Source organism: Scandinavium sp. (genome assembly GCF_051650185.1).
Classification (GTDB): domain Bacteria; phylum Pseudomonadota; class Gammaproteobacteria; order Enterobacterales; family Enterobacteriaceae; genus Scandinavium.
In genome coordinates this window covers 1-17,658 of sequence record NZ_JBOFIN010000021.1, presented here as the reverse complement: position 1 = coordinate 17,658, position 17,658 = coordinate 1, and the positions used below count along the sequence as shown (strand labels likewise).

General features: G+C 53.8%; 18 protein-coding genes. 10 read left to right on the top strand and 8 right to left on the bottom strand.

Annotated elements, in window-relative coordinates; all coding sequences use genetic code 11:
- Positions 1 to 208 (bottom strand): GntR family transcriptional regulator (locus ACRCWW_RS02345; protein WP_438680959.1); only part of this gene is annotated, 208 nt, incomplete at its 3' end.
- 544 nt (positions 209 to 752) lie between these two features.
- On the opposite strand from ACRCWW_RS02345, the gene aroP reads away from it, so the two are divergent.
- The 3 genes from aroP to ACRCWW_RS02330 all read left to right on the top strand — a co-directional run bounded on the left by aroP (position 753) and on the right by ACRCWW_RS02330 (position 4,696).
- A complete protein-coding gene (gene aroP, locus ACRCWW_RS02340) occupies positions 753 to 2,120 on the top strand; it encodes an aromatic amino acid transporter AroP (RefSeq protein ID WP_438680958.1) in 1,368 nt (455 codons plus the stop codon).
- 225 nt (positions 2,121 to 2,345) lie between these two features.
- Entirely contained in the window at positions 2,346 to 3,749 is a 1,404-nt protein-coding gene (locus ACRCWW_RS02335; protein WP_438680957.1) for a glycoside-pentoside-hexuronide (GPH):cation symporter, read from the top strand.
- Positions 3,746 to 4,696 carry a glycoside hydrolase family 43 protein gene (locus tag ACRCWW_RS02330; RefSeq protein ID WP_438680956.1) on the top strand — a complete coding sequence of 317 codons (951 nt, stop codon included), beginning with the start codon at positions 3,746 to 3,748 and terminating at the stop codon, positions 4,694 to 4,696. Before ACRCWW_RS02335 ends, ACRCWW_RS02330 begins: the two co-directional genes overlap by 4 nt.
- A gap of 81 nt (positions 4,697 to 4,777) precedes the next feature.
- On the opposite strand, the gene ampE is transcribed toward ACRCWW_RS02330, so the two are convergent.
- Both ampE and ampD read right to left on the bottom strand, forming a co-directional pair.
- Positions 4,778 to 5,632, bottom strand: coding sequence for a beta-lactamase regulator AmpE (ampE, locus tag ACRCWW_RS02325; protein WP_438680955.1), 855 nt, complete (start codon positions 5,630 to 5,632; stop codon positions 4,778 to 4,780).
- Positions 5,629 to 6,192, bottom strand: coding sequence for a 1,6-anhydro-N-acetylmuramyl-L-alanine amidase AmpD (ampD, locus tag ACRCWW_RS02320; RefSeq protein WP_438680954.1), 564 nt, complete (start codon positions 6,190 to 6,192; stop codon positions 5,629 to 5,631). The genes ampE and ampD overlap by 4 nt, the downstream gene beginning before the upstream one ends.
- 87 nt (positions 6,193 to 6,279) lie before the next feature.
- Here ampD and nadC point away from each other — a divergent pair, with 87 nt between their 5' ends.
- The 4 genes from nadC (at position 6,280) to hofC (ending at position 10,359) form a co-directional block, all read left to right on the top strand.
- Positions 6,280 to 7,173, top strand: a complete 894-nt coding sequence (gene nadC, locus ACRCWW_RS02315) for a carboxylating nicotinate-nucleotide diphosphorylase (protein ID WP_438680953.1) — start codon at positions 6,280 to 6,282, stop codon at positions 7,171 to 7,173.
- Between the two features lie 160 nt (positions 7,174 to 7,333).
- Positions 7,334 to 7,771, top strand: coding sequence for a prepilin peptidase-dependent pilin (gene ppdD / locus ACRCWW_RS02310; RefSeq protein ID WP_438680952.1), 438 nt, complete (start codon positions 7,334 to 7,336; stop codon positions 7,769 to 7,771).
- Between the two features lie 10 nt (positions 7,772 to 7,781).
- Complete coding sequence (gspE, locus tag ACRCWW_RS02305) at positions 7,782 to 9,167, top strand: type II secretion system protein GspE (RefSeq protein WP_438680951.1); 1,386 nt, start codon at positions 7,782 to 7,784, stop codon at positions 9,165 to 9,167.
- A complete protein-coding gene (gene hofC / locus ACRCWW_RS02300) occupies positions 9,157 to 10,359 on the top strand; it encodes a protein transport protein HofC (protein ID WP_438680950.1) in 1,203 nt (400 codons plus the stop codon). Before gspE ends, hofC begins: the two co-directional genes overlap by 11 nt.
- Before the next feature lie 36 nt (positions 10,360 to 10,395).
- Here the strand turns inward: hofC and ACRCWW_RS02295 are convergent, their stop codons facing one another.
- Positions 10,396 to 11,439, bottom strand: coding sequence for a GMP reductase (locus ACRCWW_RS02295; RefSeq protein WP_438680949.1), 1,044 nt, complete (start codon positions 11,437 to 11,439; stop codon positions 10,396 to 10,398).
- 228 nt (positions 11,440 to 11,667) lie between these two features.
- Between ACRCWW_RS02295 and coaE the strand changes: the two genes are divergently transcribed.
- The 3 genes from coaE to yacG are packed head-to-tail and all read left to right on the top strand — an operon-like array spanning position 11,668 to position 13,235.
- Positions 11,668 to 12,288, top strand: coding sequence for a dephospho-CoA kinase (gene coaE, locus ACRCWW_RS02290; RefSeq protein ID WP_438680948.1), 621 nt, complete (start codon positions 11,668 to 11,670; stop codon positions 12,286 to 12,288).
- Positions 12,288 to 13,031, top strand: a complete 744-nt coding sequence (gene zapD / locus ACRCWW_RS02285) for a cell division protein ZapD (protein ID WP_438680947.1) — start codon at positions 12,288 to 12,290, stop codon at positions 13,029 to 13,031. The genes coaE and zapD overlap by 1 nt, the downstream gene beginning before the upstream one ends.
- Positions 13,032 to 13,040: 9 nt before the next feature.
- Positions 13,041 to 13,235 (top strand): DNA gyrase inhibitor YacG, encoded by a 195-nt coding sequence (gene yacG, locus ACRCWW_RS02280; RefSeq protein ID WP_438680946.1) that lies wholly within the window; start codon positions 13,041 to 13,043, stop codon positions 13,233 to 13,235.
- On the opposite strand, the gene mutT is transcribed toward yacG, so the two are convergent.
- The 4 genes from mutT to lpxC all read right to left on the bottom strand — a co-directional run.
- The gene (gene mutT, locus ACRCWW_RS02275; protein ID WP_438680945.1) at positions 13,232 to 13,624 is read right to left on the bottom strand and encodes an 8-oxo-dGTP diphosphatase MutT; all 393 of its coding nucleotides are present in this window, start codon (positions 13,622 to 13,624) and stop codon (positions 13,232 to 13,234) included. The two genes, yacG and mutT, sit on opposite strands and share 4 nt — an antisense overlap.
- A gap of 63 nt (positions 13,625 to 13,687) precedes the next feature.
- Complete coding sequence (secA, locus tag ACRCWW_RS02270) at positions 13,688 to 16,393, bottom strand: preprotein translocase subunit SecA (protein WP_438680944.1); 2,706 nt, start codon at positions 16,391 to 16,393, stop codon at positions 13,688 to 13,690.
- Positions 16,394 to 16,455: 62 nt separating this feature from the next.
- On the bottom strand, positions 16,456 to 16,959 hold the full coding sequence (gene secM, locus ACRCWW_RS02265) for a secA translation cis-regulator SecM (protein WP_438680943.1): 504 nt from the start codon (positions 16,957 to 16,959) through the stop codon (positions 16,456 to 16,458).
- Positions 16,960 to 17,222: 263 nt separating this feature from the next.
- Positions 17,223 to 17,658: UDP-3-O-acyl-N-acetylglucosamine deacetylase (gene lpxC / locus ACRCWW_RS02260; protein WP_438680942.1), on the bottom strand; the 436-nt coding region annotated here is incomplete at its 5' end.

The following is a 17,658-nucleotide window of genomic DNA, read 5'->3' as shown; positions in this document are numbered from 1 at the left end:
CGCCCTGGCGACGAAGCAGGAGCCCTTTCGCTTCGAGACGTTGAATCGCCTCGCGCAGAGAGGGACGGGAAACGTCGAACTGTTTGGCCAGTTCGCGTTCAGGTGGAAGTTTTTCACCGGGGCGCAGCGTCCCCTCAAGGATCAAAAATTCCAGCTGCTGCTCAATCACATCGGATAATTTTGGTTGGCGGATTTTGTTGTAGGCCATGGTTCCCTGTCTCAAGCCACTTACCCGGAGTCAATTGGTCTTACCAATTCATAGTTCGTGACGCTAAAGTAACAAAGTATTCACCTTCTGTCCATACAGGTTTTGATTGAAATCAGTAAACCCGGCACATTTTAACAACCTTACAGAAATCATGTTTCAGGAATGCAACCTTGAACAAATGTTACATTTACCCACAAAGAGGCAGATTTAACCTTCCTGAAACGCAAATTTTTTCATTCTGAACCGATTCAACAGCTAAAAAAGTGCATGGACATTCAAAAGCTTCGGTTAAGCGTTGAATAAAATCAGAGGAAGACGCCGGGCTGATGCATTTACATTTGGTTTCTTTTTATGCAACTCGTCGACATCCCTTCATAAAGCAGGTGCATTCACTGGCGCTTACCACTATTCTTCAACCTGCGGAAGACTACTAAGCAATATTCACCATTCCGTGATGTAAAAAATAATGTACAGGAAACGGAAATTCATAATGACACGCGCTTAACCAAAGCGTAGAAAAAACAATCACTCACGAGGTTTCAAAATGGAAGGTCAACAGCACGGCGACGAGCTGAAGCGCGGCCTTAAAAACCGCCACATTCAGCTTATTGCGCTGGGTGGAGCCATCGGAACGGGCCTGTTTCTGGGCAGCGCCTCCGTTATTCAATCCGCAGGCCCGAGCATTATTCTGGGTTATGCCATCGCAGGTTTCGTGGCCTTTCTGATCATGCGTCAGTTAGGTGAAATGGTGGTCGAAGAGCCGGTTGCCGGCTCCTTCAGCCACTTTGCCTATAAATACTGGGGCAACTTTGCCGGTTTCGCCTCCGGCTGGAACTACTGGGTGCTGTACGTGCTGGTCGCCATGGCGGAACTGACCGCCGTCGGCAAATACATCCAGTTCTGGTACCCCGAGATCCCAACCTGGGCCTCCGCGGCGGTATTCTTCGTCGTCATTAACGCCATCAACCTGACCAACGTTAAGGTGTTCGGTGAGATGGAGTTCTGGTTCGCCATCATCAAAGTGGTGGCCGTGGTGGCGATGATCCTGTTCGGCGGCTGGCTGCTGTTCAGCGGCAACGGCGGCCCGCAGGCTACCGTTCGCAACCTGTGGGAGCAAGGCGGTTTCATGCCGCACGGCGTCCAGGGGCTGGTGATGATGATGGCCATTATCATGTTCTCCTTCGGTGGCCTTGAGCTCGTCGGCATCACCGCAGCAGAAGCCGATGACCCGCAGAAAAGCATCCCGAAAGCGACCAACCAGGTTATCTACCGCATCCTGATTTTCTATGTGGGCTCGCTGGCTGTGCTGCTGTCTCTGCTGCCGTGGACTCGCGTCACCGCTGACACCAGCCCGTTCGTGCTTATCTTCCACGAGCTGGGTGACACCTTCGTAGCCAACGCGCTGAACATCGTGGTACTGACCGCAGCACTTTCCGTGTACAACAGCTGCGTTTACTGCAACAGCCGTATGCTGTTCGGCCTGGCGCAGCAGGGCAATGCGCCAAAAGCGCTGACCAAAGTCGACAAGCGCGGCGTGCCGGTGAACACCATTCTGGTTTCCGCTGTCTTCACCGCGCTGTGCGTGCTGATTAACTACCTGGCACCGGAATCGGCCTTCGGCCTGCTGATGGCGCTGGTCGTTTCTGCCCTCGTGATCAACTGGGCGATGATTAGCCTCGCGCACATGAAGTTCCGCAAAGCCAAACAGCAGCAGGGTGTTACCACTCGCTTCCCTGCCCTGTTCTACCCACTGGGGAACTGGATTTGCCTGTTCACCGTGGCCGCGGTGCTGATCATCATGCTGATGACCCCAGGTATGGCGATTTCCGTCTACCTAATCCCGGCGTGGATCGTTATCCTCGGTATCGGCTATATGATTAAACAGAAAGGGGCGAAAGCCGTTCGCGCTTAATCCCTCCACGCTCTGTATCTCATTGCGGGTACAGAGCGTTTTTCTTTTTTTTTACGTCAATCGTCCACATCCCCTGGCGGATGAAAACCGCTACAGCAGCATGTTACCTGCTTCACACTTTCTCTCCCACAGCAGATTTGTCCATGTCATCACCGCATTCCTGCAACGCATTATTTATTTAGCGAGCGAATAATTCGCTGTATATCTCATTGCGGAGAAGTCTCGATGGACAACAACACATTATCGGTCAGAGAAAAAATCGGTTATGGCATGGGGGACGCCGGGTGCAACATCATCTTTGGCGCCATCATGCTGTTTGTGAACTACTTTTATACGGATATTTTCGGGCTGGCTCCGGCACTGGTGGGCGTATTGCTGCTCTCAATTCGTGTTATTGACGCCGTCACCGACCCGATTATGGGCGCCATGGCAGACCGCACCCGCAGCAAATATGGCCGCTTTCGCCCATGGCTGCTGTGGATTGCCTTCCCCTACGCCCTGTTCAGCGTGCTGATGTTCACCACCCCGGAATGGAGCTACAGCAGCAAAGTTATCTATGCGTTTGTCACCTATTTCCTGCTTTCCATCACTTACACGGCGATCAACATTCCTTACTGCTCACTGGGCAGCGTGATCACCAACGATCCGAAGGAGCGCGTTGCCTGCCAGTCTTATCGCTTCGTGATGGTCGGCATCGCCACCCTGCTGCTGTCACTCACGTTGCTGCCAATGGCCGACTGGTTTGGTGGCGATGACAAAGCCAAAGGCTATCAAATGGCGATGACCGTGCTGGCGTTTATCGGCATGTGCATGTTCCTGTTCTGCTTTGCCACTGTTCGCGAGCGCGTACGCCCGGCAGTCCAGACCAATGACGAACTGAAGCGCGACCTGAAAGACGTGTGGAAGAACGATCAGTGGGTGCGCATCCTGCTACTTACCCTGTGTAACGTCTGCCCCGGCTTTATCCGTATGGCGGCAACCATGTATTACGTTACCTGGGTCATGCAGCAAAGCACGCATTTCGCCACGCTGTTTATCAGTCTTGGCGTGGTGGGCATGATGATCGGCAGTATGCTGGCGAAAGTCCTCACTGACCGCTGGTGTAAGCTGCAGGTGTTCTTCTGGACCAATATCGTGCTGGCGGTGTTCTCCTGCGCGTTCTGGTTCTTCGACCCGAAAGCCACCATGATGATTATGGTGCTCTACTTCCTGCTCAACATCCTGCATCAAATCCCTTCCCCACTGCACTGGTCGCTGATGGCCGACGTGGATGATTACGGCGAGTGGAAAACGGGGAAACGCATCACCGGGATCAGCTTCTCTGGCAACCTGTTCTTCCTGAAAGTTGGCCTGGCTGTCGCGGGGGCAATGGTGGGCTTTTTGCTTTCCTGGTACGGCTACGACGCAGGTGCTAAAACGCAAAGCGCGCAGGCGATCAACGGCATTGTGCTGCTGTTTAGCGTGATCCCTGGCGTCGGTTATTTAATCACCGCAGGCGTGGTGCGCATGCTGAAAGTCGACCGTGAACTGATGAAACAGATCCAGAGCGACCTGGAGAAACGCCGCCAGAATTACCGCGAACTGAGCGACTATCAGGCGCAGGCAGAACTGATAAGGAAACCACAATGACCGCATGGCCGAACCCTTTTATTGAACAGCGCGCAGATCCTTTTATTCTGCGCCATGAAGAGCATTACTACTTTATTGCTTCCGTGCCGGAGTACGACCGTCTGGAGATCCGCCGGGCAGATACGCTTGAAGGATTGCGCAACGCAGCGCCTGTTGCGGTGTGGAGAAAACCAGATACCGGCCCGATGAGCCAGCTTATCTGGGCGCCGGAACTGCACAACATCGACGGGACATGGGTTATCTATTTTGCTGCCACGCATACGCATGACCTCGATAAGCTCGGCATGTTCCAGCATCGCATGTTTGCGTTAGCCTGCACGGACGAGTGCCCACTCACCGGAACGTGGGTTGAAAAAGGTCAGGTTAAAACGCAGTTTGATACCTTCGCGCTGGATGCCACTACTTTCCGGCACCAGGGGAAGCAGTGGTATTTATGGGCGCAAAAAGCACCGGATATCGCCGGAAACTCCAACCTCTATCTGGCGGAGCTGGAAAACCCATGGACGCTGAAAGGCCCGCCGATACTGCTCAGCAAACCCGAGTTTGACTGGGAGTGTCGTGGATTTTTGGTTAATGAGGGCCCGGCGGTAATTGTTCATGGTGACAAGCTGTTTGTCAGCTACTCCGCCAGTGCCACCGACGAAAACTACTGCATGGGGCTGTTGTGGATAGACCTGGAGGCTGATCCGATGCAGGCCAGTAACTGGCACAAATCACCGGTACCGGTGTTCACCACCAGCTATGAAAACCACCAGTATGGGCCGGGACATAACAGCTTTACGGTAACGCCTGAAGGGGAGGATGTGCTGGTCTACCACGCGAGAAATTACACCGAGATTGATGGCGATCCGCTCTACGATCCGAACCGCCACACACGCCTGAAACTCATTCGCTGGAACGAAAACGGGATGCCTGATTTTGGCATCCCGCCTGCGGATTCGGTATAAGCCATTGCCCGGTGGCGGCTTTGCCTTACCGGGCCTACAAGATCGCAGGCCGGATAAGCGCAGCGCCATCCGGCAAACTGACTACACCAGCGTCCCGTAAATCGTCAGCAGCGCCATAATCACCACCGTCAGGTATGACGCTTTCTTCGCCATTGAGACGGCCGCTTTCGGTGTCGCCACTTTATCAACATGCGGCTCTCGCGCCAGCGAGAACTGCGCCAACTGTGTCAGCACCTGGTATTGCGAACTGTGGCGGTCGCCAAGCGAAGCAAACCACGCCGGTAGCGCTTTTTCACCGTGTCCAATCAGCGCATACACCACGCCGACAAGGCGCACCGGAACCCAGTCCAGCACATGGAGAATGGCATCCACACCGGATTGCTGGCGATCGCGTGGCGTTTGGTAACGAGCAAGGAAGCTCTGCCAGGCACGCAAAAACGCATAGCCCATCAGCGTGACCGGGCCTAACGGGCCACCGACAACAAACCAGAACAGCGGCGCCAGATAAAAACGGAAGTTAATCCACAGCAGCGCGTTTTGCAGCTCGCGCAGATATTCACGTTCATCGCAGCCTGGCGGCACGCCGTGGATCAGCGTCAGCTCGCTCGCCACGGCATCCCGGGCATGGGCATCATCGCGCGAGGCGGCTTTCAGATAGGCGTGATAATGCAGTCTTACTTTCCCCGCACCAATACACAGCAGGCCCAGCAGGATCCACACCACCAGCAACGGCACATTAAAGAGCAAACCATGCAATGCGCGGGTCAACACCCAGACAATCGCCATCGCGATAATCGTCATCAGCAGCGTGACGGAAAAAGAGTAGCGTTTGATACGACGGAACAGCACTTCCAGCCGGTGATCAAGCTGCCAGTGTTCACCGAGTTTGAACAAGCGTTCAGCAATCAGCACCAGTAGCGTGGTAAACAGCGTCATGTCATCTCCTTGTCTGACGGTTGGCTCACCAGCGCGCGAAAACGTGGCCAGTCAAACGCCGGGCCGGGATCTGTTTTCCGCACTGGAGCAATATCACTGTGTCCGGTCATGTGGCTGGCAATGGCCGGATACGCCGAGACAAGCACGCGGGTCAGAGCCGCAAGCTGCTGATATTGTTGGTCGGTATAGGCTAAAGTATCGGTGCCTTCCAGCTCAATGCCAATCGAAAAATCATTACATTTTTCACGCCCCTGATACGACGACACGCCAGCGTGCCAGGCGCGTTTATCGAAAGGAACGTACTGGACGATTTCGCCATCCCGGCGAATCAGGCAGTGTGCAGAAACCCGCAGGTGGGCAATCTCGGCAAAAAAGGGATGAGCATCAGGATCGATTGTTCCTGTGAATAATGCATCAATCCAGGGACCGCCGAATTCTCCGGGCGGCAGGCTGATATTGTGCACCACCAGCAACGTGGGGGCTTCATCATCCGGGCGGCAATCATGATGCGGCGACGGGACGCGTCGGGCATTATCCAGCCACCCACCGTGTAACTGCATGCGGGTTCTCCTTAATGTATGGTGCTGAAATCCGGTTCAGAGTAGCATGTTTATAACTTATGATTCCTTACCATTTGGAGTTTTATCATGCCGCCTCGCCACTACAATCCTGAGCATCGTCGTGACGCGCTGCTGGAACGTATTAACCTTGATATCCCTGCTGCTGTGGCGCATGCGCTGCGTGAAGACCTGGGCGGTGAAGTCAGCGCCGCAAACGACATCACGGCACAACTGCTGCCTGAAGACTCGCAGTCTCACGCGGTGGTCATCACCCGTGAAGCAGGCGTATTCTGCGGAAAACGCTGGGTAGAGGAAGTATTTATTCAGCTCGCCGGTGATGATGTCAGCCTTATCTGGCATGTGGAAGATGGCGATGTGCTGAGCGTCAACCAGCCGTTGTTTGAACTGAAAGGCCCGTCCCGCGTGCTGCTGACCGGCGAACGGACGGCACTCAATTTTGTGCAAACGCTTTCCGGCGTTGCCAGTGAAGTTCGTCGCTATGTTGAACTGCTGGAAGGCACCAACACGCAGCTCCTCGATACCCGCAAAACCCTGCCGGGCCTGCGTACTGCGCTGAAATACGCCGTCTTGTGCGGCGGCGGAGCTAATCACCGACTGGGTTTATCCGACGCCTTTCTGATTAAAGAAAACCACATCATTGCTTCGGGTTCCGTACGCCAGGCCGTTGAAAAAGCCTTCTGGCTCCACCCGGATGTGCCGGTTGAGGTCGAAGTCGAAACCCAGCAAGAACTGCAGGAAGCGCTGAAGGCCGGGGCCGACATCATCATGCTCGATAACTTCGACACAGAGCAGATGCGTGAAGCGGTGAAAATCACCAACGGACAGGCTCGCCTTGAAGTATCCGGCAACGTCACGTTCGACACCATTCGCGAATTTGCCGAAACCGGCGTGGACTACATTTCCGTGGGGGCGCTGACCAAACACGTGCGCGCACTCGACCTCTCCATGCGTTTTAAATAACACCTCAAAGATGAAGGGGATTACGATCCCCTTCGCAAAGTTTCGCAACGCACCGCAAACCAATAAAACACTCTGGAAACCCCCTTCCTTTTTCACCCTAAACCCTTCGCCACGCTCTTTTTCTGCTGCCAAAGTGCTCCCGTTAACCAAGGAGCCTGTGATGAACAGAGAAGAAGGATTTACCCTGATTGAGCTGATGGTGGTCATCGGCATCATTGCCATTCTGAGCGCTATCGGCATTCCGGCCTACCAGAACTACCTGCGCAAAGCGGCCCTCACGGACATGCTGCAAACCTTTATGCCTTATCGAACCGCTATTGAACTCTGTGCTCTGGATCATGGTGGCATAACGCCCTGCGATGGCGGCACAAATGGCATTCCTGCGCCCGCAACCAGTCGATATGTCTCCGGAATGGATGTGGCGCAAGGCACAGTGACACTGACAGGGCAGGAAAGCCTCAACGGGTTAAGCGTGACACTAAAACCAAACTGGGATACGGCCAAGGGTATTACCGGATGGCAACGCACCTGCACACTTGCCAGCGACAGCGCCTTAAAACAGGCCTGTGAAGATGTCTTCCGGTTTGACGGTAACTGAGGGCGTAAAGATGCAGCATGAACAGCTAATGACGCTCTGCCAGCGCTATCACGCCGTCGTTCTCAACAGCAATGAGCAAGTGCTTAACATTGCTATCGTGGGCGACCCGCCCACTGAACTCATGGATTCACTGCGCTTTTCGACACAGAAGCGGATTGATATTGAGTGTTGGGATCAGCCCCAAATGGACCAGTATCTGCAAATCTCGCAGGAAACGCATATACCCGCTGCTCGCAATGATAACGGCAACGTGGTTGAGTTGCTGAACCAGACCTTCCAGCAGGCACTACAGCAACGGGCGTCGGATATCCATTTCGAACCAGACGAAGAACACCTGCGAGTGCGTTTAAGGGTGGATGGCGTCCTTCACGCCCTGCCGGACTTTTCGCCGACGCTCAGCGCAGCGCTCATCGCCAGGCTCAAAGTTCTGGGCAGCCTGGATATTGCCGAACGTCGCTTACCGCAGGACGGGCAATTTAGCGTGGATATCGGCGGAAACAACGTCTCATTCCGTATCGCTACGCTTCCCTGTCGGGGCGGCGAAAAAGTCGTCCTTCGCCTTTTGCATCAGGTGAAACAGGCGCTGGATGTCAAAGCGTTGGGCATGAGCGCAGCACAGCTTGCGGCATTCCAGCTTTCTCTCAAACAACCGCAAGGCTTAATTCTGGTCACCGGGCCGACCGGGAGCGGGAAAACGGTAACGCTTTACAGCGCGTTGCAATTGCGTAATCAGCCGGAGATTAACATTTGCAGCGTGGAGGATCCGGTAGAAATCCCACTTCAGGGGATTAATCAGACACAGATTAACAGCCGGGCTGGCCTGACTTTTCAGAATGTCCTTCGTGCGCTGCTGCGCCAGGATCCAGACATCGTGATGGTCGGCGAGATTCGGGATGCTGAAACGGCGGAAATTGCGATAAAAGCGGCGCAAACCGGGCATCTGGTGCTCTCAACGCTGCATACCAATTCGACGACTGAAACCCTGATTCGGCTCCAGCAAATGGGCGTAGCACGCTGGATGATTTCCTCCGCACTTCAGGTGGTCATTGCTCAACGTCTGGTGCGCCGCCTTTGTCCGCATTGCCGCAAACAGGAGGGCTATTCATCCATTTTGCCAACCGCTCTTTGCCGCACACCTCTTCCACACTGGAATGCCCCTGGCTGTCATCGCTGTTACCACGGCTATCACGGGCGGCTTGCGTTGTTTGAAGTGTTGCTCATCACCCCACCACTGAAACAGGCCATTATCAGTGGCGCAAGCCCGGAGGAAATCGAAAAGATAGCTCGTGATACCGGGATGATGACGCTGTTCGAACATGGCTTTGAGAGCGTCCGACAAGGCCAGACGAGTGTGGAAGAGTTGCTAAGAGTCATAGGCTTACCGCATGTCGAGTAAGCAGTTGTGGCAATGGCGAGGGGTAACTCCACTGGGCGTAACAACCCAGGGCTGCGTGTGGGCAGAAACGAAAATAGCGGCCCTTCAGCAGGTTCAACAAGAGGGCGTCTATCCACTGACGTTAAAACGCCGCCCGGTAAAAAAATCTCACTGGCAAGCACAATACTGCAGCGAATTCGTGCAGCAGCTCGCCACGCTGCTGCAAGCCGGGTTGACGCTATCGGAAGGGATATCTCTGCTGGCAGAGCAGCATCCCAGCCTGCAATGGCAGGCATTGCTGCACTCTCTGGCTCGTCATCTGGCTCAGGGTGAATCTCTTTCGGTAGCTTTGCAGCAGTGGCCTGAGGCATTTACCCCACTGTATTCGGCAATGATCCATGCGGGAGAGATGACCGGAAAACTGGATTACTGCTGTTTTCATCTGGCACACCAGCAGCAGATGCAACACGCTCTGAGCCAAAAGGTGAAAAAAGCCCTGCGCTACCCGCTGATCATTTTGCTGTTGGCCGTGGGGGTGGTTATCGGGATGAGCGGTTTTGTTCTGCCGGAATTTGCCGCCATTTACCGAACCTTCAATACGCCGTTGCCCTTACTGACTGAGATGGTGATGGCGATGTCCGCCGCTGTACAGCGGGGTTTACCGTTCATTATCGCGGTGGCTTTCTCGCCTCTTTTGCTGCGTCCATTGCTTAAACGCAGCCCTCGTTGGCAAATGCTCCGCCCTCGTCTTCTGCTGAAGCTGCCGGTTTTTTCCGGCCTGGTCCGTGGACAAATGCTGAGTCAGATATACACGGTTTTGGCGCTCACACAGAATGCAGGCATTCCCTTTTTACAGGGGCTGGCCAGTGTGGAGAAAACCCTAAGCTGCCCCTGGTGGCGCAATATTATTCACCAGACAAGTGATTCTGTGGCGCAAGGCAGCGCCATCTGGCAGGCCATGGCGAAAAGCCCAGTTTTTACACCACTATGTAAACAGCTGGTGAGAACCGGTGAAGTGTCGGGTTCGCTGGATAAGATGCTGGAAAATCTGGCGAGCTATCACAGCCAGCAAACGAACCAGCAGGCAGAGAGTCTGGCAACGTTGTTAGAACCGGTAATGCTACTGGTGACAGGCATCATTATCGGCACGCTGGTCGTAGCGATGTATCTACCCATTTTTCATTTGGGGGATGCAATCAGTGGGGCGGGATAACGGCTGGCGCAGACACTGCACCAGCCATCTTTCACATTACAGGCTGTTGAACACGCGGTTCTCTTGTTCCTGCACGCGAATAAAGGTCGTACGTTTGGTCAGTTCTTTCAGGCGAGAAGCACCCACATAAGTACAGGCAGAACGCAGGCCGCCGAGGATATCACGGGCGGTGTTTTCCACCGGGCCACGCAGCATCAGCTTAACGGTTTTGCCTTCCGCAGCGCGGTACTGTGCAACGCCGCCAACGTGGCGGTTCATTGCGGACTCAGAGCTCATGCCGTAGAACAGCATGAATTTTTCGCCGTTTTCTTCCACCACGGTACCGCCGCTCTCTTCGTGGCCCGCCAGCATACCGCCGAGCATCACGAAATCCGCACCACCACCGAAGGCTTTTGCGACATCACCCGGCATGGTGCAGCCGCCATCACTGACAATTTGACCGCCCAGACCGTGCGCTGCATCGGCACACTCAATCACAGCAGAAAGCTGTGGGTAGCCCACGCCCGTTTTCACACGAGTGGTGCAGACAGAACCTGGACCGATACCGACTTTAACGATATCCGCACCAGCCAGAATCAATTCTTCGCACATTTCACCCGTTACCACATTACCGGCGCAGATGGTTTTATCAGCCCACGCTTCACGTGCTTTTGAGACAAATTGTACGAAATGTTCTGAGTAGCCGTTTGCCACATCAATGCAGATAAAATTGAGGGCTGGATTCAGATTCAGGATCTGCTTAGTTTTTTCGAAATCCGCATCAGAGGTACCGGTAGACACCATCACATGCTTGAGGACATCGACAGAAACGCTCCGGGCAAACGCACTCCACTCTTCAACGGAGTAATGCTTATGGACAGCAGTCAGGATGCCGAATGCCGCAAGCGCTTTGGCCATGGCAAAGGTGCCCACAGTGTCCATATTGGCGGCAATGATCGGTACGCCAGACCAGGTCTTTCCTGAGTGCTTGAAGTTGTATTCGCGTTCCAGTTCAACGTCGGAACGGCTTTTGAGGGTAGAGCGTTTAGGGCGGATGAGAACGTCTTTAAAACCTAACTTCAAATCTTCTTCAATACGCATGTGCGGATTCCTGGGGTTCGAGGCAAAAAGGGACTAAGCACAACTCCAGTGACGTTATCATACGCACTAATCAACCCTGCGCAAGACTGCGATTTTCACTTTTTTTACGCTACAATCGTACAAATTTACCTGGTGAACAGCGGCGTTAACATGCCTCATCAGAGTGGCAGAAAGTGCCAGAAATAACCCATTGATATGCAGTCATTATTCTTCACAGGAAGCGGTAGCATGAGGTATACAGTCGCGTTAACAGGAGGCATTGGCAGCGGGAAAACCACTGTCGCAAACGCTTTTGCCGACCTGGGTGTTAACGTTATTGATGCCGATGTGATTGCTCGTCAGGTGGTCGAACCTGGTACACCCGCATTACAGGCTATTGTTGATCGCTTTGGTTCCGGGATGCGCCTTACCGACGGCAGCCTGAATCGGCGTCTGCTGCGAGAACGTATTTTCACTGATGCTAAGGAAAAAACATGGCTGAATGCGCTGCTTCACCCATTGATTCAGCAAGAAACTCAGCGCCAGATGCAGCAAGCGACATCCGCTTACTTACTGTGGGTCGTTCCGCTGTTGGTAGAGAATAAGCTCTGGGAAAAAGCAGACCGAGTGCTGGTGATTGATGTGTCGCCTCAAATACAGCTCCAGCGCACCATGCAAAGAGACTCCGTCTCTGAAGAGCATGCAAAACAGATCCTTGCCGCTCAGGCCACGCGCGAAGCGCGACTTGCCGTAGCGGACGACGTCATTGATAACAACGGCGCACCAGATGCACTCGCATTGGATGTTGCCCGCCTGCACGCCAGCTATCTGAAACTGGCACGGCAGGCCGATTCACAGGAAAAATCGTAATGCACACCCACGTCCTTTTTGAACATCCCCTGAACGAGAAAATGCGTACCTGGCTGCGAATTGAATTTCTCGTGCAGCAACTGAACTGCAATTTACCCGTCAGAGATCATGCCAGCGCATTGCATTTTTTTCGCAACGTCGGGGATTTGCTGGATGTGTTCGAACGTGGAGAGGTTCGTACCGAGCTGCTCAAAGAGCTTGAGCGTCAGCAGCGCAAACTGAAGCAATGGGATGAAGTACCGGGCGTTGATAGCGATCGTATTGAAGCGCTGCAGTTGCAGTTGAAACAAAGCAGTACCATTCTGATGTCCGCTCCACGTGTGGGCCAGCTTCTGCGTGAAGACCGGCTTATCGCCCTGGTTCGCCAGCGTCTGAGCATTCCCGGCGGCTGCTGTAGCTTCGACCTTCCAACACTGCATATCTGGCTGCATTCTTCGCAATCACAGCGTGATGCACAAGTCGCTTACTGGCTGGAAAGCCTCGAGCCTCTGAATCAAGCGCTTAACCTGATCCTCGATTTAGTGCGTAACTCCTCACCTTTCCGCAAGCAAACCAGCCTGAACGGCTTCTTCCAGGACAACGGCGAAGATGCTGATTTACTGCGTCTGCAACTGGCGCTGGACGATCAACTCTATCCGCAAATTTCAGGGCATAAGAGCCGTTTTGCGATTCGTTTTATGCCACTGGACAGCGAGAATGGCCTTGTGCCAGAACGTCTGGATTTCGAACTGGCCTGCTGCTAAGGAATAATGATGAGCGATGTCACCACCGTCAATTGCCCAACCTGTGGCAAAACCATTGTCTGGGGCGAAGAAAGTCCCTTTCGCCCCTTCTGCTGCAAGCGCTGTCAGTTGATTGATTTAGGAGAATGGGCCGCCGAAGAGAAGCGGATCCCAAGCTCTGGCGATCTGTCAGAAAGTGACGACTGGAGCGAACAGCAACCTTAAGCCTCTGCGAGAAGCTTCGCGATCACCGGCTCGTTGGCAGGAGGAAATTCTTCTGCCAACAGATCTTTCTGCGCGACCCAGCGCCCTGGCTGTCCTTCTTTCCCCCAGGGTTCCCCCTGCCAGCTATCAACCAGCCAAAACCACAGCGTGATGTGCCTGTCGGGGAACTGGTATTCAAGTTTGTCGAAAAGCATTGCTGATTCCGGCAAAACACCCACTTCTTCAAACAGCTCACGTGCCAGTGCGATTTCCGGCGATTCACCCTCTTCGATTTTCCCGCCGGGGAATTCCCACATATTAGCCATATGAGCATCGGCGGCGCGCTGAGTAATAAAGATTTCGCCGGCTGCGTTGCGAAGAATGCCGGTAGAGATTTGCAGGGTTTTCATTGTCTTCACTCCATAAAAAAGGCGCTGTTATCAGCGCCCTTTGTGTTTTATTGCCAGCAGTTATCAGGCAATACGGCCATGGCACTGCTTGTATTTTTTACCGGAACCGCAAGGGCACGGATCGTTACGCCCCACTTTGCGCTCACCAGTTTCAGCGGCCAGCGATTGTGCTGCAGCGGTGTCGTCATCGGCATGGCTGAGTTGCTGCATCTGTGCCAGACGCTCAGCTTCCTGACGACGCTGCTCTTCCATCGCTTCCACTTCTTCCGGCATGCGGACCTGTACCTTGCACAGGGTGCTGATCACTTCATACTTCAGTGATTCCAGCATCGCGGCAAACATCGCGAACGACTCACGTTTGTACTCCTGCTTCGGATCTTTCTGCGCATAACCACGCAGGTGAATACCCTGGCGCAGGTAGTCCATTGCCGCCAGATGCTCTTTCCACAGGGAATCCAGCGTCTGCAGCATCACGCCTTTCTCGAAGTGGCGCATCATTTCAACGCCAACCACTTCTTCTTTACGCTGATACACTTCTACGCCGCTTTGAAGAATACGCTCACGCAGCGTTTCTTCATGCAGCTCCGGCTCTTTGTCCAGCCACTCTTTGATTGGCAGGTCGAGATCGAAATCGTTCTTCAGACGTTCCTGCAGGCCTTCGACATCCCACATTTCTTCCAGAGACTGCGGCGGAATGTGCGCATCGATGGTTGCCTTGAACACGTCTTCACGAATGCTGTTGATGGTTTCGCTCACATCAGACACGTCCAGCAGCTCGTTACGCTGGGTGTAGATAGCACGACGCTGGTCGTTAGCAACATCATCGTATTCCAGCAGTTGCTTACGAATATCGAAGTTGCGGCTTTCCACTTTGCGCTGCGCATTGGCAATCGCTTTGGTCACCCATGGGTGCTCGATAGCCTCGCCAGGCTTCATCCCCAGTTTACGCATCATGCCGGACACACGGTCAGAGGCAAAGATACGCATCAGGGCATCTTCCATCGACAGGTAGAAGCGGGAAGAACCGGCATCACCCTGACGACCAGAACGGCCGCGCAGCTGGTTATCGATACGGCGAGACTCGTGGCGTTCGGTACCGACAATATGCAGACCACCTGCCGCCAGAACCGCATCGTGGCGAACCTGCCAGTCAGCTTTGATTTTTGCGATTTGTTCTTCTGTTGGCTCTTCAATCTGAGCCACTTCGGCCTGCCAGCTACCACCGAGCATAATATCCGTACCACGACCCGCCATGTTGGTGGCGATGGTCACGGTGGACGGATAACCCGCCTGAGCAACGATATCTGCTTCGCTGGCGTGGAATTTGGCGTTCAGCACGTTGTGCTTGATGCCCGCTTTGGTCAGCTCGTGGGAAACGACTTCAGATTTCTCGATAGAGATGGTACCCACCAGTACAGGCTGGCCATTAGCGGTACGCTCTTTGATATCTTCGATGATGGCCTGAATTTTTTCCGCTTCGGTCATGTAGACCAGATCCGGCATGTCCTTACGGATCATCGGACGGTTCGTTGGCACCACTACGGTGTCCAGCTTGTAGATGGAGCTGAATTCAAACGCTTCGGTATCTGCTGTACCCGTCATCCCCGCCAGTTTTTCATACAGACGGAAGTAGTTCTGGAAGGTGATGGATGCCAGGGTCTGGTTTTCGTTCTGGATATCCACGCCTTCTTTGGCTTCAACCGCCTGGTGCAGACCATCAGACCAGCGACGACCTTGCATGGTGCGACCGGTGTGTTCATCAACGATAATGACTTCACCATCTTTGACGATGTAGTCGACGTCACGAGTAAACAGCACATGGGCGCGCAGGGCGGCGGTCACGTGGTGCATCAGCATGATGTTCGCTGGGGAGTACAGAGACTCGCCCTCATCCATAATGCCTTCACGTACCAGCAGCTCTTCGACCAGCACCAGGCCGCGTTCGGTAATGTTCACCTGACGAGCTTTTTCGTCCACGGAGAAGTGGCCTTCGCCCTGGAAAGTATCTGAATCTTCTTTTTCCTGACGGATCAGGTTTGGAATGATTTTATTGACCTGCTTGTACATCTCGGAGCTGTCTTCAGCCGGGCCGGAGATGATCAGCGGAGTACGGGCTTCATCGATAAGGATGGAGTCCACCTCATCGACCAGGGCGTAGTGAAGTTTGCGCTGAACGCGTTCTTCAGGGCTAAACGCCATGTTGTCACGCAGATAGTCAAAGCCGTATTCGTTGTTGGTACCGTAGGTGATGTCCGCGGCATACGCTTCGCGCTTCGCCGGAGCAGGCATACCAGACATGTTTACCGCAACGCTCATACCCAGGAATTCGAACAGCGGACGGTTGTTTTCGGCATCACGCTGGGCCAGATAGTCGTTGACGGTAACCACGTGAACGCCTTTACCAGACAGGGCGTTAACATAAGCCGGCAGTGTTGCAGTCAGGGTTTTACCTTCACCGGTACGCATCTCGGCGATGCAACGATCATTCAGCACCATCCCACCGAGCAGCTGCACGTCGAAGTGACGCATGCCAAACACACGTTTGCTGGCTTCGCGAACCACGGCAAACGCTTCTGGGATCAGACTTTCAACGGTATCGCCTTTTTCCAGACGAGCGCGAAACTCCTGAGTTTTGGCCTTCAGTTCGTCATCGGAGAGTTTTTCCATCTCCGGTTCCATGGCATTGATCTGGGTGACAACTTTACGCATGCGACGCAGCGTACGGTCATTACGGCTACCGAAAACTTTCGTTAATAATTTGATAAGCATAATTTGAATCTCAATCGCCCCGCTCAGCGGAGTCTTAGCATTAGATAATAGGTTGTTTTTGTTCAGCTAAGTGATTGAGGCCCGGCGCGAATGCCGTGCACCTGGCTTACCCAGGTATTGATGGAAAAAGCAGTGTGTGGATCAGGTTCTGTACGGTAAGCCACCGATCGGACTATCGCAGGCGGCTGGCTTTCGCGCATCAGCAGTGCATTCAGGGTATCCAGCAGCGCCAGATGATGCACTTCCAGGGGTTCGCTGGCTTCTGCCACCGGCAGAGCCTGCGGCGCCATGGCGAAGGAGAGATGACGAATAACAGTGCGGATGGCATGTTGATGCCAGTAATCGACGCTAAACGCCGGACGGCGATTCCCTTCCAGCATCGCCAGATGGGTGAAATTAACTTTCGTTGCCGAGGTGTGGCTGCTGGCGGTTTTAGTCGGAGGCGTTGTTTCTGTCCCACTGGCAATCGCAGGCAAGCCGAATCCTGCCGCGACCATCCCCAACAGGAGATGCGGCCAGAAATATCGTCTGCCAAACTGTCGCCAGCGCGTCAGTATTCCGCTCACTACCTTGCCACCTTGCGTTATTACTCGTCAGTCAAAATTTTTAAGCGCTGAGATAGTACCACTAATGGCAGCCCGGAGCAGCAGGAATGACGGTGTTCTGCTGATAAAAATGGTCACGAAAGCAGCGAACGCGCGGGTTAATGCAAGATAAGAGACGATGAAAGCCGGGAGGATATTATTTCGAAAGGGAGAAAAGAAAAACGACTGGTTCCCTGGACGGAGAGAGTACCAGGTTACCAGTCGAATTTACAGAATGGTCAGGCTTACGCCAGAACCATTGACGGTGCTTTGAATGCCAGTGGCAGTTCAGCTTCGTCTTCGAAGGTCACGAATTCCCAGGCTTCTTGTTTCGCCAGGACTGCCTGAAGCAGTTTATTATTCAGTGCGTGACCTGATTTGAACGCGGTGAATGCACCGATGATATTGTGACCACACATAAACAGGTCACCGATAGCATCCAGCATTTTGTGGCGAACAAATTCGTCTTCAAAGCGCAAACCGTCTTCGTTCAGTACGCGATAATCGTCAACAACGATGGCACAATCGAAGCTGCCGCCCAAGCACAGGCCACGGGACTGCAGATATTCGATATCACGCATGAAACCAAAAGTACGTGCACGACTAATCTGACGCATGAACGCATCCGCAGAGAAGTTCATGGCATAACGCTGGTTGCTGCCGTCAATCGCCGGATGGTTA

Bases quoted from the DNA above. Each gene is read 5' to 3' on its own strand.
- aroP (WP_438680958.1), top strand. From the start codon at position 753: ATGGAAGGTCAACAGCACGGCGACGAGCTGAAGCGCGGCCTTAAAAAC.
- ACRCWW_RS02335 (WP_438680957.1), top strand. From the start codon at position 2,346: ATGGACAACAACACATTATCGGTCAGAGAAAAAATCGGTTATGGCATG.
- ACRCWW_RS02330 (WP_438680956.1), top strand. From the start codon at position 3,746: ATGACCGCATGGCCGAACCCTTTTATTGAACAGCGCGCAGATCCTTTT.
- ampE (WP_438680955.1), bottom strand. From the start codon at position 5,632: ATGACGCTGTTTACCACGCTACTGGTGCTGATTGCTGAACGCTTGTTC.
- ampD (WP_438680954.1), bottom strand. From the start codon at position 6,192: ATGCAGTTACACGGTGGGTGGCTGGATAATGCCCGACGCGTCCCGTCG.
- nadC (WP_438680953.1), top strand. From the start codon at position 6,280: ATGCCGCCTCGCCACTACAATCCTGAGCATCGTCGTGACGCGCTGCTG.
- ppdD (WP_438680952.1), top strand. From the start codon at position 7,334: ATGAACAGAGAAGAAGGATTTACCCTGATTGAGCTGATGGTGGTCATC.
- gspE (WP_438680951.1), top strand. From the start codon at position 7,782: ATGCAGCATGAACAGCTAATGACGCTCTGCCAGCGCTATCACGCCGTC.
- hofC (WP_438680950.1), top strand. From the start codon at position 9,157: ATGTCGAGTAAGCAGTTGTGGCAATGGCGAGGGGTAACTCCACTGGGC.
- ACRCWW_RS02295 (WP_438680949.1), bottom strand. From the start codon at position 11,439: ATGCGTATTGAAGAAGATTTGAAGTTAGGTTTTAAAGACGTTCTCATC.
- coaE (WP_438680948.1), top strand. From the start codon at position 11,668: ATGAGGTATACAGTCGCGTTAACAGGAGGCATTGGCAGCGGGAAAACC.
- zapD (WP_438680947.1), top strand. From the start codon at position 12,288: ATGCACACCCACGTCCTTTTTGAACATCCCCTGAACGAGAAAATGCGT.
- yacG (WP_438680946.1), top strand. From the start codon at position 13,041: ATGAGCGATGTCACCACCGTCAATTGCCCAACCTGTGGCAAAACCATT.
- mutT (WP_438680945.1), bottom strand. From the start codon at position 13,624: ATGAAAACCCTGCAAATCTCTACCGGCATTCTTCGCAACGCAGCCGGC.
- secA (WP_438680944.1), bottom strand. From the start codon at position 16,393: ATGCTTATCAAATTATTAACGAAAGTTTTCGGTAGCCGTAATGACCGT.